The sequence below is a fragment of the Brevibacillus sp. HB1.4B genome (genome assembly GCF_013284285.1).
In the GTDB taxonomy this organism is placed as follows: Bacteria; Bacillota; Bacilli; order Brevibacillales; family Brevibacillaceae; genus Brevibacillus; species Brevibacillus porteri.
This window is the reverse complement of record NZ_JABSUT010000002.1, coordinates 185,427-198,246: the sequence shown is the minus strand read 5'-3', so window position 1 is coordinate 198,246 and position 12,820 is coordinate 185,427. Positions and strand designations below refer to the sequence as shown.

Here is a 12,820-nt window from a genome sequence, read left to right as displayed (position 1 = left end):
CAATCACAAATTATTGAATACATTGATGAGGTTATTATGCCTAATCTTCGTCTTCATCACGATCTACTGAAAAACCTATGCGGCGTGGCGAACGTCCACCTTCAACAGGAACAGCCATCAAAAGAAAGTTCAACTGATTCACATGCTGGATGAGTTCAGCATCTTTTCCATCCACTTGTCCATAAAAATGAATCAAGGAAGGGTTGCTATAACCTATATCAGTAACGTGCATAAGGATCGATTGCCCGAACGATGCGAGTTTAACTCCAATTTCGTGGTCTTCATCTAACTCAGATTCGAATTCTCGAATTGACTCCATTAGTATCTCGTATTGACGATCAGCAAGTTGAGGATTACCAAATCGTATTGGTTCAATTGAATCTAGCAAACGCGAATAATCCATTTTTTATCCACCTCCTCCGTCTTTGATATCAGAAGAACGCCACTCGCTAAAGTTCACGTTCTTCCGACAACAGATTCGACAGAAGTGTGAGAATCCCTACCAAATTATTCCTGTATGGCACTTAAAAGAAAAACCCCAAGGAAAGCAACCAAGGGGAAGTCTGAAAGATGAGCACAGTTTCATTGTAATTCGAAACCCAAATAGAAAAGAGGAGAACAGATGGGGAACAGCAGCACTACAATCTCACTATACTCTCGCTCTCGGATACATGACATATGTGAATATGCTTATCAAAATCAGCGTACAGGCGAACAACTGACGTACGAATCACTTGGGAAGAGGCTAGGAAGATCGGCGCGCTGGGTATCGGATGTGATTAATGGTCGAGCGACACCGTCCCGAGAGGACGCCGAAGCGTTCGTGAAGGAATGCGGCAATCACCGATCAGTTCGGATGATAAAACATCTTTTTGGCGATGCACCACCGCCGACTGACCCGCGCTTGATGGTTAATCTTACAGCTACTTTATATAACCTCATCAAACAGTGCCAGGATGTAATCCATGAAGCACAGGCATTGATTGAATGGGAGCGTAAAAGGCGACCATGGGATTCGTTATCGACAGATGAAGAAAGTCTCTTGAAGGAAGCAGGTAAGCAGATTGAAGACCTATTCCAGGCGTGTGATGACGTACATATCTTGATGGATGAACGCTACGGTATTGATCCAGCCATTCACCAACACAACTGGTTATTAGAAGCAAGAGATTTGGAGATAGTCATAACCGATCCACGCGAGTTGATTCGCCGCGAGCGACAAGAAATGTTATTTGCGGGAGGGCGGGCTCAATGAAAACAAATCAAGACTGGAATCGGAGAATGCTCGAGGTACTTGAAAAAACATACCAATATGACGCTGCTATGACGGAAGTTCTAATGCCAGAAGTCGCAAAGCAATACACGAAAGCAGACGAACAAAACGAAAACTATCGTGATCGGTTGCTTCTATTTAAAGAAGAGCTAGAGGAGGAGAAGGCATGAAGGAACTAACAACTGCTCTAGGTGTTATCGAGTTAGTGTGCGATGGAGATGATCCAGTTGGACGCAAGGTGATTACTTTAGGCGAGATGGTTGAATTAGAGCGAATGGTAGAAAAAGAGAAAACCGCCCGCGGCGAACGGACGGCTTAGAAAAACAAATCTATTCGAAGAGTACCATACCTGATTGAGGAGGACAAGCCTTTGAAAAAGACAGTGGCTTCTCAAATAGTAGAGCTGCAGCGTGAACTTGAAAATGCAGAACAAGCATATCGACAAGCTGATGATGATTGGCGAGCGGTAGATGTGCAATACGTTCAAATGAAACGGCTTCGTGAGGAACTAGATGTTCATAAACGTGATTTAGCCCATGAAATAGAGTGGCGTGTACGCGAGATCGCAGCATTGGAGGAGGAGATCAAGTATGAGCGCACCAGTGCTTGATATTCAAGAATATGTAGAGAAAACGGAGCCGAGCAGACAACGAGCGATAGAAGCTTTGGCATTTGATTTCGATGACAGTGGAATTGAATGGACAGTACGGGATGTTATTGAGGAGCTGGAGCTATTAGTCGATGGGAAAGCAACAATGGACTTTGAGGATTTCATTGATGGAATCAGAGAACAGGCAAGGCGCTTACTCAAATAGTGGAAACTGGGGCAACATTGCCTCAGTCTGCCGGGAATAACCTACCGGCACTGATGAGACAGGTTATATAGCGAGGGAGAAAGAGCGTGGCGCAGTCAAGGGAGCTGCAACGGCCGCGTAGAGGTTGGGACGCGGCACCTCGTATCCAAAAAGGAAAGGAGGATGGATGTGGTTTGGAGCAGGCCGGTCAATGTAAAGAAGCGTGAGGACTTGATCCGGAGAACAGGGACTCTGAAGCACAAAGTCACTATCGTTGACGCAAAAGAAGAATTCCATGGTGTCGATGTCAAGGTACGTGATTTCAGAGGGGAAGAATACTGGACCACATTAGATGACGTTGAGCTGGACAATGAAAAAGACCCCGCGGGAACGGAGTCTTTAGGTGATACTAACGGCTAAAACTTGGTTATTTATAGCGTAACGCGTTTACCTCTAAAAAACAAGAGGGAGGGAAAGAGCATGCAAGCCATTCGTTTGGTGAATACGTTAAACATGCAGCATGAAGACTGGTTAGAATATCGACGTCTTGGAATTGGTGGTTCCGATGCTGCCGCGATATGCGGGTTAAGTCGTTACAAATCACCGATGGCAGTTTACCTAGAGAAACTGGGAGAGCTACCTCCGGTAGAGGACAATCCAAAAATGAAGGCAGGACGACTTCTGGAACCTGTTATTGCTGATTGGTTTGCAGAGGATACCGGATATAAAGTATGGCGCCAAAACGCGATATTCCAGCATCCCGAGCATCCCTTCATGTTAGCTAATATTGATCGCTGGCTACCTGGACAGAATGCAGGTTTGGAATGCAAGAACACATCTGAATATTGCAAGGATGACTGGTCCGGTACGCAGGCACCAACGGAGTATATTCTCCAATGCAACCATTACATGGCCGTTACTGGGGCAGATAGATGGTTTATCGCCGTTCTGATTGGAGGCTGGGATTTTCAATGGCGGGTAATCGAACGGGATGAAGAACTGATTAAGAACCTGATTACTATCGAAAAAGGATTCTGGGAAGAGCATGTGGTGGCAAAAATTCCGCCAGTCTTCTCTCATCAAGATACTGACTATCTCAAGGATGCATTTCCTGAATCTGTTTCGGATTCTTCGATTGAACTACCTGAGGAGGCTTACCCGATTATCCAAGAGTTGCATCTAGCAAGAGTAGCTAAAAGCCAAGCCGAACAGCGAGAGGAAGCAGCAAAGAATCAGATTAAGGGCTATATGCAGACAAGCGAAAGAGCGTACTTTCAAGGGGATCTTCGGTTTACCTGGAAGACTGGGAAGCGCGGCCGAATATTTCGGGTAATTGGAGGCGATGAATAATGTCTGAAGCTAAGACGGTAAATCAATCAGCCTTAGCCGGGCAGTTAGCACAGCGCACGATGACTAAGGCTGAAAACTTTAATGCAGTGATCAAGAAAGAGCTTGCCGACAACTTTCAAGCTATTAAATCGTTGGTTCCAAAGCACATGACGCCTGAGCGTTTAGCTCGAATCACGTTAACAGCTATCAGTAGGACACCAGCACTTATTGATTGCACACCCGCTTCAATTGTGGGAGCTGTAATGAACTGCGCAACTTTGGGACTGGAGCCTAATTTAATCGGACACGCCTATTTAGTTCCGTTCAAAAACAACCGTACTAAGCAAATGGAATGCCAGTTTCAGATTGGATATAAAGGACAGATTGATTTGATTCGGCGCACTGGTGATGTTTCTAAGATTTATGCTGAGACCGTCTACGAAAACGACTTGTTCATTTACATCAAAGGTGAGGACAAGCGTCTAGTCCATGTTCCTTTTGATATGCTGCACCACCTAGAGAACTTCACTCCGAGTAAGGATGATTTCATGGACATTATGATGGCTCAAGCTATCGGGGCCATTAAATCTAGGGGAGCAAATGATCAAGGGAAGCCAGTTCGTTACTATTCAGCTTATCGACTAAAAGATGGAGCTTTTGATTTTGTAACCATGACGGCCGAGCAATGCCATAAGCATGCTATGACGCATTCCGCTGCCAAGAAAGATGGGAAGCTGGTAGGTCCATGGAAAGACCACTTTGAGAGTATGTGCAAGAAAACCTGCATCAAGGAAATGGCGAAATACATGCCGATTAGCATCGAAGTGCAGGAGAAGCTCTTGACTGATGAGGCCGTTTTGAAGCTGCGAAAAGATAACGGAATTGAGTCAGACAACATTTTCGATGTAGATTACAAGGTCGTAGAAGACGATCAAGCTGAACCGGATGAAGAGGCAGCTGAGCAATGATAGAGCAATGGTTTCTACTCCCCGACATGTATCGAGTGCTTGAAGATACCGAGACGCTAAAGCGATTCGCAGCGGCATTCATGAGGAGGCACTATCCGGAATGGACTCCAATCAAGATAAAGCATTACAGAGTACTTGCACAAAAGGAAGGCGATAAAAATGAGCATGTTCAATGAAGTTCGAGCCGTTCCTAAACCTACATTTAAGCGAAGAGTTAAGAAACAAAAGGATCGCGGGAAGATTACTTCCAAAGTTCTCGATGAGGTGTGGGAACGGGATAAGGGCTGCTGCGTGCTTTGCAAGAAAAGTAGTAAGCAAGTATGGACATTAGAAGGGCACCACATCATCTTCCGAAGCCAAGGAGGAACTGGGGAACCATGGAACGTTGCACTGGCATGCGGTCCAGTTACTCAGTCAGGTACGTGCCACTGGAAGGCTCATAACACGCGAGCGGGTCGCTTAGCGTTTATTGAATACCAACAAAACACTCTCCTTCCTTTCTATCAGGGAGGAGCATCATAGCCGGGAGGAGTTGAGGGAAGTGGCTAGAGCAAGGAACATCAAACCAGGATTTTTTAAAAACGAGGACCTGTCTGATCTCAGTCCCCACACAAGATTATTGTTCATCGGTTTGTGGTGTTTAGCTGATCGTGAGGGGTTTTTAGAGGATAGACCAAAACGAATAAAGGGTGAGCTTTTCCCATATGAGAATGTCGAGGTAGACCAGTGCTTGCAGGAATTACATCGCGCTGGCTTTATCATCAGATACGAAGTGGATGGAGAGCGTTTCATTAGTATTCCAAAATTTAAGGACCATCAAAATCCTCATCATAGAGAAGCAGCGAGCAAAAAACCGAAGCCCGAAGTAGGTAAGGACAAGCCTAGGGCTGTGACCGACCAAGGTAAGGCACAGCCTCAGAACAGCCTAGGGCTTTCCTCGGAAATTCCGTGCCTAGGTAGTGACGAGCCTACTAAAAGCCGTGCTGATTCTCTGATTCCTGATTCCCTTAAACTGATTCCTGATACCACTACTGATTCCAAGGAACAGCATAAAAGTGTGGTGGTGGTAGGTGGTAGGAACCTACATGTATTTAACAGCGTGATTGACCAATATAAATACTATTTCAACTTTGACCCTAATCCAGTCATCATGCAGTTATTACATAGCTATCTTGATGACGGGTTACAGATGGACATGTTAGCTTGGGTAATGCGATATGCAGCCGAAAAAGGTAAGGCTTGGGATTACGCAAAAGGGACCCTTGAGAAGATGTTCGTTCAAGGGGTGCGGACTGCTGAACAAGCAGAGAAGGCTAATCAGGAGTTCCAACAACAGCAATCGCAAAAGGTTGTTCCTATTCGAGATAACAAGTTAAGAGTGGACAATCTCCCAGCATCTGTTCAGTGGCAAATGGAGCAAGAAAGGGCAGGGGCGTTCCAGTCCCGGGAATCACCGCGCTTATTACGTGATGACCCGGAATTAATGGGAATGCTGGATCGCATGAGACGGTCAAGGACAACAGGTAGCTAGACCACTGAATGTTACGACAGACGGGGCGTTTTACCGAATGAATTATCTGGGATAAGCTCGCCCATGGCTGCCAAATAGCTCATGAATATGGCGATAAACCCTTACATGCATGTCTGGAAAAATAAAGGCAACTTCTCCAGTAGCAAGTTGTAGTTTATCTGACGGCTGCTCAATAGCAAAGGGTATCTCCATAGATTGTAATGTTTCTTTCAAGTAACCCACTTCGGACCAAGACACCGAATAGTAAAACGACTTTTCCACGTGACCAACTCCTTCGTCATCATTATGCCACGAGGAGACTGGAACAAAAAAGATAGGAACAAAAGCTCAATTATGTTAAATCATTACTTTTACCAAAGTACGTAAAAACATTCCATATTCCAATAGCTAAAAAAAGGATACCGAGTAAGCCGTAATCCAGGCTAGTTATCATTAAATAAAGACCATTCAAGCAGATTACAATTGAAACTATTTTATGCAAAGTTATTTTTTTCATAATACTCACCTTTATACAGTATTTTACAAAAAAATGTATCACGAAATTTGTTTATTTACAAATTGCTCAGGGAGATAAGAGAGGGGTGACGAGGATTGAAAAAAGCAAACGTCCTATCGGTATCAGGTGGAAAAGACAGTGCTGCAATGTGGATTTACGCCGTAAAGGAGTTGGGTGTAGAAGTGCTGCCAGTCTTCGCAGACACAGGACATGAACACCCGTTGACATACGAATACCTAAACTACCTTGAACAGCAGCTCGGGCCGATTAAGCGGGTTAAGGCAGACTTCACAGAACGGATCGCAAAGAAGCGTCTTTATGTACAAAACCACTGGTCAAGGAAATTAACCTTAGATGTCGAGGGACATTGGTACACGGAACGACTAGAAGACGAAGAAACAGAACGAGAGCCAGCGCCGGAATGGGAACCGGAGGATAAAACAGTCGAAGGTTTAAAAATCAGAGATTGGATTTGGCAGCCGTTCCAGAAAGGAATGACTGAAACAGAGGCTGCCTCTGTGGTGGAACGTGCATTGACGGTACTTTACCCGACAGGGATACCATTCCTTGACCTATGCCTTTGGAAAGGACGCTTCCCATCGACAAAAGCGAGATTTTGCACTCAGTTCCTAAAGGTTGAGGTCATTCAGGAGCAAGTCTACGAACCATTATTGCTAGAAGGGTACGACATTGTGAGCTGGCAAGGTGTACGGGCAGAAGAGAGTCGGGCCCGCGCGAACCTGCCCGAACGTGAGGACGGGGAAGGCTTCTCGGTTTATAGGCCGCTGATTCACTGGAAGGTAGAGGATGTATTTGAAATGCATTGGCGTCATGGCATCGATCCGAATCCCTTATACAAGCTCGGAATGGGCCGTGTCGGATGCATGCCATGCATCAATTGCAGCAAAAGTGAGCTTTTTGAAATAGCCCGTAGGTTTCCAAAAGAAATTGCGCGGGTAGCTGAGTGGGAACAATTGGTCAAGTTGGCATCGAAACGCGGGGCGGCTTCCTTTTTCCCCACAGCTCACGGTCAAGGCAATGGAATCCACGAATGGGTGGACTGGTCCAAGACTTCATATGGTGGGAAGCAGCTTGATCTTGTCAAAGCAATTGAATTTGAAAACGTGCCAGCGTGCTCCAGCGCTTACGGCCTGTGCGAGTGAGGTGGCATCATGAGCAGGAAGTTTCACGAGTTTAGTTGCAAGTGTTGCGGAAACTTGGGCCGGGAGCTACGACGTGTCGACCTGAAACGCCAGTGCCCGTGGTCGATTATTGCACATTTGCAGTGCGATATGTGTAGTGTCAATTGGACGACATACATCCGTGACGAAAGTCGGATAACACCATACGATTTTCTGGATGAAGAAGCCGTGTGACGCTGGATACACAATGTGTAGGGAAGAGAGAAAGGTAAAATAAAAATGCCGGATTATTTTAACCGGCAGTCTGGGCATTGCGCTTGATGAATTTGTAGTGCTTCGTAATAAAGATAGGGTGGTGTTTCATCAAGTCTATGGAATTTGTCTTGATGACCGCATAGACGGTCGAATGCAAATAAATGCGCGAATATTTCTCCGTTATATGTTGGCTTCATAGGGCGGTTTGGATCATTATGATGTCCTAATTCGTGCAATAATGTAAACGCAAACCAATACTCGCTTTTTAGTAATCCAGACTCCATAAGGATAACAGGTGTATTTGGATAAAGTTGGAAAGTCTCTTTCGATCCATCGTTGTGAGTGAAGGTAAATGTTCCACCTTTATCATCTGTAACGTAACTGCCTCCTGCAATGTTTGGATTTTCCTCGGAAAGGCTAAGTTCTTCATCACAAGAGTAGATTGAGTAAATACCATTCCATTCAGAAATCGGTGCAACCATTTCTACCTTTTGGATAACTCCTTTTTTAAAGCGTTCTGCTAATCGACCTTGGATAGGGATACTGTGAATATTCATTCTATTCCCCCAATATTGTATTTATGCTCATTTTAAGGTGTTTACAATTTTTATACAACCTCTCTAGGTGTCTAAGACAAAGTTGTCTATAGAAAAGAGACAAAAAAATAGCCCCCAGCCGGGAGCCCCAAATGTTTGTTCGCATAAACATTATAACACGGGCTTGCCGCGAGGGGGAATTGGAAAGATGAGCGCACAGGTACAAGAGCAACTGTCATTTCTACAACCAGTCAATGAGAGAGAAGTCAGGAAGGCTGTTGTGAAGGAATTGAAATCATATAAAGCCCTCCGTGTTGCTGTTCAGAACAAGAGGGAGCAAGAGGAGAAGGGCATCGAGCAATTGTTCCCTCGGCTACAGCTTTCAGAGACACAGAATGAATTGAAAGCGAAGCAGATCGAGAGAGCTCTCGAGTACTCGCTCGATGAGGTAGAGCGTCAGATCATCGAAGAGAAGTATCTGAGCACGTCTAGGGTGAAGGACATCAATGTATATCTGGACTTAGGTCTGACAAAAGACCAATTCTACACAAAAAAGAAAGAGGCAATTATGCAAATTGCTACGGCACTCGGGATGATCTGAGTGTCGTTTTTTATGCATTTAACTGTCTAGTTACATTAGAGTGAGGAATAAAGCAACTGCCGGTTATTAATAAACCCCGATACCAGCTGATTATCGGGGCTAACTTTAATGTTATTTTTCCCAACTCAAATGTCACATTATATCTCTTGTTTTGGATCTTTTGATTCATACCTTAGCGTGTAGGATAATTCATCAGGCTTAAATCTACCATTATCCTTGATATTAAAGCGATTGACTTCAATTTCACAGTCATTATCAGGTAGTTGTATATAGGCATTATGTGGAACAGGTTTTGTTTTTATTTCTGGGTTTTTTGGAAGATAGAAGGTTAATATTTTGCGTCCAAATGTGAATCTAATCGATATTGGGTAATCGGAATTCGGATCTTCTGATTCCCATAATTCTAGTATTACTTTTGCAAAGCCATTTCCAGGCGGAGTAACTATGTCTAAGGTTAATGGAAAAATGTCTACTTTCCCTAATAACCAATCTGCTACATAAGGTAATTCATTTCTTTTTTCTTCTGGAAGTAACAACCATCCCATATGAGCCATTGTTTTACAAATATCTGCAGGCCTAAACATTGGAGCGTCATTAATCTTTAAAATTATTACTCCATCGTCTTTATCAATAATTTCAAATGTCTCCTCTTCTTCTTTTATTGAAAGATTAACCGTATTGGTACCAGTTTTCCCTTCAATAAATGACTCCTTACCACTTGGTTTGTACTTAGGAAACCCCTTCCTTTTCCGAGCACGTATGAAGACTCTATCAAGCATTAAATAATTTGCCATCTCGTTCTCATAATGACTAAAGTAATTTTCATTGCAAACATCACATTCACAATAAGTAAAAAGCGTACGATTTGCTAGAGCCGCGGGTATTACATGTGCTTCTTTCTGAAAAGAAACTTCTGGAGAGCTTTTCCCGCAAAAAATACAAGTTCTGTCCATCTTTGACCCTAGAAAAGTTTTATTAGAACCCGGGTCATCTAAATTATAGCAAAATGGCTTGCAAACAAATTTGTAACTAATTGTCCTCAACCCCTAGCTTTTAATTTCATTTTTTTCTAACTGTTAGTATTATATGACCAAATTCATTTTTATTAATCAACAAAAAAGACTTCTATAAATAGGAAATCTTTTTTGTTCTACACAGCTATTAACCTTCTTTAACTTATTACCAACTCAAATGTAAATTTACTAACTCTATTGTCACTGACCATTAACTGCCGACAAAATCCCGACAAAATACTGGACAAAACCCGGAAAAAATCAGGGATAAAAGGCAGGACGATTTGATATGTTGGAATCGGTAATCTTGAGTCAAGAGCAAGCGACATCGGCTCTTGGGAGATACCGCCTATCCCTTATCAATGGTGTACCTGAGCGAATCTATGGGTGATGACGCATGTGACCTTACGAGAGGGGGACATTCTGAGCCTGAACGCGCTAGTCTTGCGATGATCGTAGCAGGGAACATGCAATTTTTTTCGTTGTATGCACTGCTGCGGTTTTCAAGTTTGGGAACCCCTCTCGGAGCTTTGGAAAATCGCGATTACGCTGTTGGGATATACCGGACAGGGGATTTCTTGCGAGACTTACGGCTCCGGCCCTTCGCCCCTTGTCCAGTACCGCTCATCCTAATACGCATAATGAGTTAATACACCGATATCAAGAGGATATCGACAATAGAGAATCTCTACTTGCAAAAAAGAAGCCTATTCAATAGGCTTCTTCCAATTTGGTTCGAAGGTCCATATAACATCAATGGCGCAAACTTTTTCCTGATGTATTTTCCCGCATGTTGGACATTTCGCAGAGAATTTGTCCTTCCACGGGCTATCCCCTTCATATTCGATTGAGTAAGGGTGACCGCAATCACAGGTAGTTTTATATGCCATTTGAAACCTCCCATTGAAAATCAGTTCATTTGATACATTTTATTATTGGGGAGCTTTCAATTTGTTGCAAGAGGTTTGAAGAAATAGATTTTGAGTGTTCCTTTAGGACATCCTCAGCAAATTGGTCATGATGGGCTTTCCAACCACCACGATCTTTAATGATTTTTAGTTGTGCTGCACATTCGTATAGCCATTGCTGTGAATCTTGATCTCAATATTTTAGCTTTATTTAGCATTTAAGTAGGTATTTGTATCATTTGTCCGAGTGACTAAAATTATTTCCCGTCTAGGAAGTATTTTTAAATTCATCATAAAATGGAGGTGGGTGAAATGTAGTGCGCCAGTTTGTTGATTCAACAACAGGAGAAAAATACTACACCGAGGAAGTGCTTCGCCTGACGGACGAGATCGTAGAGGTTTTTCGTCCAGTAGGTCGAAGCTATAATTCGTCAAGATTAAAGCCAGCCAAAAGGCAAAGCGACGGCTCGGAAAGCTGTCACTCGAAGAGGCTGGTTTTTTAATATATTTGAAGGAATTTGTAGGGAATTGACTTTTTGGGTCGAATTATTCATAACAATGACAACTTAAGGAGTAATTCGAGGATGAAAGATATATTAAGCAAAGTTATCGAATTCCGAGATCAACGTAATTGGGCCCAATTTCACAATCCTAAAGATCTAGCTATCTCAATATCATTGGAAGCCAGTGAGCTACTAGAAAATTTTCAATGGAAGAGTAGTGAAGAGGCTGTAGAAAAGAATCATCAGAATATAAAGGACGAATTAGCTGATGTGATGATTTACTCACTTCTTATGTCAGATGCGTTAGGAATCGATATAGAGCAATGTATTCGAGAGAAAATAGCAAAAAACGAAGCTAAATATCCAGTAGATAAGGCTTTTGGTTCCAACAAAAAATACGACGAGTTGTAGGTGTAACTATGAATAGCGTAATTCTCCAGCCGGCCGGAAATGGCGATGCCAAACAACACTATATAGATACCATTACGAATCCTGTTAAACTCTCAAGAATGGCTCGATATTTGGAGGATGAACAAGTAGAGAGACTTAAAGAACTATATCCTGATCAATTGATACCTACTTGGGGAGTTACTCCAGGGAAAACCAATGGGAATATAAAAAAATGGAATAGGATTCAGACTGGGGATATAACATTGTTTTCGGGCAATGGAGGTATCTTCGCGTCTGCTGTCTCCACATATAAGCTACACAATAAAGAACTAGCCTTAGAACTTTGGGGCACAGATCCGAACGGGCAGACTTGGGAATACGTATATTTCTTAGATGAAGTAAAGCAACAAAGGATTAAGTATATTGATTTAAATAGGGTAGTTGGATATGAAGAGAATTACACAATCCGAGGCTTTAGCATCTTAGATGAAGAGAAAAGTATTCGAATATGTGAAGAATTTGATCTTCAGAGCGATACTCACTTTCCGGAAATTGGATTTGAGGAATATAAGAATGTAATTAAAAACTTTGATCCTAATAGACCACTGGATGCCAAGGGGAAAGCGATGGTCAGGACTGAACAGAGCTTTCTTAGAAAAGCCCTGTTCGGAGGTAAAAGTGTAGCGAACTGTGGGATTTGTGGTAGCACATACCCTGTTAACCTTTTAGTAGCAGCCCATATCAAAAAGAGATCGAAATGTTCCAATGATGAGAAACTCGATTTCGAAAACATTGTGATGCCTATGTGTAAGCTTGGGTGTGATGATTTATATGAAAAAGGGTACATAACTGTTCAGGACGGGAGGATCAAGTCAAATACCAAAAAAATTGTTACTCCGGTTTTGACAAACTATATTGAGCCGCTAGTAGATAAAGAATGTACTCACTGGAACGAAATCTCTAAGCCGTATTTTGAATGGCATTCGAAGTTCCATATCTAACTTTGTCATAAGGAAGTCACTTATGAATGAAAGGACTTTTTCAAGCTTACTCAGAGCATCGAAAGAGCGGGTGAATAGCT

General features: G+C 42.9%; 20 protein-coding genes and 2 pseudogenes. 17 read left to right on the top strand and 5 right to left on the bottom strand.

What is annotated here, in order from left to right; translation table 11 throughout:
• Positions 1 to 40 precede the first annotated feature (40 nt).
• On the bottom strand, positions 41 to 403 hold the full coding sequence (locus HP398_RS05320; RefSeq protein WP_173622070.1) for a DUF6173 family protein: 363 nt from the start codon (positions 401 to 403) through the stop codon (positions 41 to 43).
• Between the two features lie 219 nt (positions 404 to 622).
• Between HP398_RS05320 and HP398_RS31345 the strand changes: the two are divergent.
• From HP398_RS31345 to HP398_RS31135, 12 genes and pseudogenes are all read left to right on the top strand, one after another.
• Positions 623 to 826: pseudogene (locus HP398_RS31345) on the top strand (helix-turn-helix domain-containing protein); the annotation flags it as partial.
• A gap of 30 nt (positions 827 to 856) precedes the next feature.
• Positions 857 to 1,255: a hypothetical protein gene (locus tag HP398_RS30685; protein ID WP_217368539.1), complete on the top strand. Its 399-nt coding sequence runs from the start codon at positions 857 to 859 to the stop codon at positions 1,253 to 1,255.
• On the top strand, positions 1,252 to 1,443 hold the full coding sequence (locus tag HP398_RS05310; protein ID WP_173622068.1) for a hypothetical protein: 192 nt from the start codon (positions 1,252 to 1,254) through the stop codon (positions 1,441 to 1,443). Before HP398_RS30685 ends, HP398_RS05310 begins: the two co-directional genes overlap by 4 nt.
• A complete protein-coding gene (locus HP398_RS05305) occupies positions 1,440 to 1,592 on the top strand; it encodes a hypothetical protein (RefSeq protein ID WP_173622067.1) in 153 nt (50 codons plus the stop codon). The genes HP398_RS05310 and HP398_RS05305 overlap by 4 nt, the downstream gene beginning before the upstream one ends.
• A 51-nt stretch (positions 1,593 to 1,643) precedes the next feature.
• The gene (locus HP398_RS05300) at positions 1,644 to 1,883 is read left to right on the top strand and encodes a hypothetical protein (protein WP_173622066.1); all 240 of its coding nucleotides are present in this window, start codon (positions 1,644 to 1,646) and stop codon (positions 1,881 to 1,883) included.
• Entirely contained in the window at positions 1,864 to 2,088 is a 225-nt protein-coding gene (locus HP398_RS05295; protein WP_173622065.1) for a hypothetical protein, read from the top strand. The genes HP398_RS05300 and HP398_RS05295 overlap by 20 nt, the downstream gene beginning before the upstream one ends.
• 168 nt (positions 2,089 to 2,256) lie before the next feature.
• Positions 2,257 to 2,487 carry a hypothetical protein gene (locus HP398_RS05290; protein WP_254475887.1) on the top strand — a complete coding sequence of 77 codons (231 nt, stop codon included), beginning with the start codon at positions 2,257 to 2,259 and terminating at the stop codon, positions 2,485 to 2,487.
• A 60-nt stretch (positions 2,488 to 2,547) separates the two neighbouring features.
• The gene (locus tag HP398_RS05285; RefSeq protein ID WP_173622063.1) at positions 2,548 to 3,417 is read left to right on the top strand and encodes a YqaJ viral recombinase family nuclease; all 870 of its coding nucleotides are present in this window, start codon (positions 2,548 to 2,550) and stop codon (positions 3,415 to 3,417) included.
• Complete coding sequence (locus HP398_RS05280) at positions 3,417 to 4,364, top strand: recombinase RecT (RefSeq protein WP_173622062.1); 948 nt, start codon at positions 3,417 to 3,419, stop codon at positions 4,362 to 4,364. Before HP398_RS05285 ends, HP398_RS05280 begins: the two co-directional genes overlap by 1 nt.
• The gene (locus tag HP398_RS05275) at positions 4,361 to 4,540 is read left to right on the top strand and encodes a hypothetical protein (protein WP_173622061.1); all 180 of its coding nucleotides are present in this window, start codon (positions 4,361 to 4,363) and stop codon (positions 4,538 to 4,540) included. Before HP398_RS05280 ends, HP398_RS05275 begins: the two co-directional genes overlap by 4 nt.
• Entirely contained in the window at positions 4,524 to 4,886 is a 363-nt protein-coding gene (locus HP398_RS05270; RefSeq protein WP_173622060.1) for an HNH endonuclease, read from the top strand. The genes HP398_RS05275 and HP398_RS05270 overlap by 17 nt, the downstream gene beginning before the upstream one ends.
• 19 nt (positions 4,887 to 4,905) lie before the next feature.
• Positions 4,906 to 5,895 (top strand): DnaD domain-containing protein, encoded by a 990-nt coding sequence (locus HP398_RS31135; protein ID WP_173622059.1) that lies wholly within the window; start codon positions 4,906 to 4,908, stop codon positions 5,893 to 5,895.
• A 42-nt stretch (positions 5,896 to 5,937) separates the two neighbouring features.
• Here HP398_RS31135 and HP398_RS05260 read toward each other — a convergent pair whose 3' ends face one another.
• Positions 5,938 to 6,156 (bottom strand): hypothetical protein, encoded by a 219-nt coding sequence (locus HP398_RS05260; RefSeq protein ID WP_173622058.1) that lies wholly within the window; start codon positions 6,154 to 6,156, stop codon positions 5,938 to 5,940.
• Between the two features lie 330 nt (positions 6,157 to 6,486).
• Here HP398_RS05260 and HP398_RS05255 point away from each other — a divergent pair, with 330 nt between their 5' ends.
• Positions 6,487 to 7,554, top strand: a complete 1,068-nt coding sequence (locus HP398_RS05255; RefSeq protein WP_371736715.1) for a phosphoadenosine phosphosulfate reductase domain-containing protein — start codon at positions 6,487 to 6,489, stop codon at positions 7,552 to 7,554.
• A 266-nt stretch (positions 7,555 to 7,820) separates the two neighbouring features.
• Here the strand turns inward: HP398_RS05255 and HP398_RS05250 are convergent, their stop codons facing one another.
• On the bottom strand, positions 7,821 to 8,345 hold the full coding sequence (locus HP398_RS05250; protein WP_173622057.1) for an ImmA/IrrE family metallo-endopeptidase: 525 nt from the start codon (positions 8,343 to 8,345) through the stop codon (positions 7,821 to 7,823).
• A 187-nt stretch (positions 8,346 to 8,532) separates the two neighbouring features.
• Here HP398_RS05250 and HP398_RS05245 point away from each other — a divergent pair, with 187 nt between their 5' ends.
• On the top strand, positions 8,533 to 8,925 hold the full coding sequence (locus HP398_RS05245) for an ArpU family phage packaging/lysis transcriptional regulator (RefSeq protein WP_173622056.1): 393 nt from the start codon (positions 8,533 to 8,535) through the stop codon (positions 8,923 to 8,925).
• Positions 8,926 to 9,062: 137 nt separating this feature from the next.
• Here the strand turns inward: HP398_RS05245 and HP398_RS05240 are convergent, their stop codons facing one another.
• Positions 9,063 to 9,719: an HNH endonuclease gene (locus tag HP398_RS05240; protein ID WP_254475885.1), complete on the bottom strand. Its 657-nt coding sequence runs from the start codon at positions 9,717 to 9,719 to the stop codon at positions 9,063 to 9,065.
• Positions 9,720 to 9,731: 12 nt separating this feature from the next.
• Positions 9,732 to 9,878, bottom strand: a pseudogene (locus HP398_RS31340) (HNH endonuclease); the annotation flags it as partial.
• Between the two features lie 1,285 nt (positions 9,879 to 11,163).
• Here HP398_RS31340 and HP398_RS05235 point away from each other — a divergent pair.
• The 3 genes from HP398_RS05235 (at position 11,164) to HP398_RS05225 (ending at position 12,740) form a co-directional block, all read left to right on the top strand.
• Positions 11,164 to 11,349 carry a hypothetical protein gene (locus HP398_RS05235; RefSeq protein WP_217368601.1) on the top strand — a complete coding sequence of 62 codons (186 nt, stop codon included), beginning with the start codon at positions 11,164 to 11,166 and terminating at the stop codon, positions 11,347 to 11,349.
• Between the two features lie 81 nt (positions 11,350 to 11,430).
• On the top strand, positions 11,431 to 11,760 hold the full coding sequence (locus HP398_RS05230) for a nucleotide pyrophosphohydrolase (RefSeq protein WP_173622054.1): 330 nt from the start codon (positions 11,431 to 11,433) through the stop codon (positions 11,758 to 11,760).
• Between the two features lie 8 nt (positions 11,761 to 11,768).
• Positions 11,769 to 12,740, top strand: a complete 972-nt coding sequence (locus HP398_RS05225; protein ID WP_173622053.1) for an HNH endonuclease — start codon at positions 11,769 to 11,771, stop codon at positions 12,738 to 12,740.
• Positions 12,741 to 12,820 lie beyond the last annotated feature (80 nt).

Bases quoted from the DNA above. Each gene is read 5' to 3' on its own strand.
- HP398_RS05320 (WP_173622070.1), bottom strand. From the start codon at position 403: ATGGATTATTCGCGTTTGCTAGATTCAATTGAACCAATACGATTTGGT.
- HP398_RS30685 (WP_217368539.1), top strand. From the start codon at position 857: ATGATAAAACATCTTTTTGGCGATGCACCACCGCCGACTGACCCGCGC.
- HP398_RS05310 (WP_173622068.1), top strand. From the start codon at position 1,252: ATGAAAACAAATCAAGACTGGAATCGGAGAATGCTCGAGGTACTTGAA.
- HP398_RS05305 (WP_173622067.1), top strand. From the start codon at position 1,440: ATGAAGGAACTAACAACTGCTCTAGGTGTTATCGAGTTAGTGTGCGAT.
- HP398_RS05295 (WP_173622065.1), top strand. From the start codon at position 1,864: ATGAGCGCACCAGTGCTTGATATTCAAGAATATGTAGAGAAAACGGAG.
- HP398_RS05285 (WP_173622063.1), top strand. From the start codon at position 2,548: ATGCAAGCCATTCGTTTGGTGAATACGTTAAACATGCAGCATGAAGAC.
- HP398_RS05280 (WP_173622062.1), top strand. From the start codon at position 3,417: ATGTCTGAAGCTAAGACGGTAAATCAATCAGCCTTAGCCGGGCAGTTA.
- HP398_RS05275 (WP_173622061.1), top strand. From the start codon at position 4,361: ATGATAGAGCAATGGTTTCTACTCCCCGACATGTATCGAGTGCTTGAA.
- HP398_RS05270 (WP_173622060.1), top strand. From the start codon at position 4,524: ATGAGCATGTTCAATGAAGTTCGAGCCGTTCCTAAACCTACATTTAAG.
- HP398_RS05250 (WP_173622057.1), bottom strand. From the start codon at position 8,345: ATGAATATTCACAGTATCCCTATCCAAGGTCGATTAGCAGAACGCTTT.
- HP398_RS05245 (WP_173622056.1), top strand. From the start codon at position 8,533: ATGAGCGCACAGGTACAAGAGCAACTGTCATTTCTACAACCAGTCAAT.
- HP398_RS05240 (WP_254475885.1), bottom strand. From the start codon at position 9,719: ATGGCAAATTATTTAATGCTTGATAGAGTCTTCATACGTGCTCGGAAA.
- HP398_RS05230 (WP_173622054.1), top strand. From the start codon at position 11,431: ATGAAAGATATATTAAGCAAAGTTATCGAATTCCGAGATCAACGTAAT.
- HP398_RS05225 (WP_173622053.1), top strand. From the start codon at position 11,769: ATGAATAGCGTAATTCTCCAGCCGGCCGGAAATGGCGATGCCAAACAA.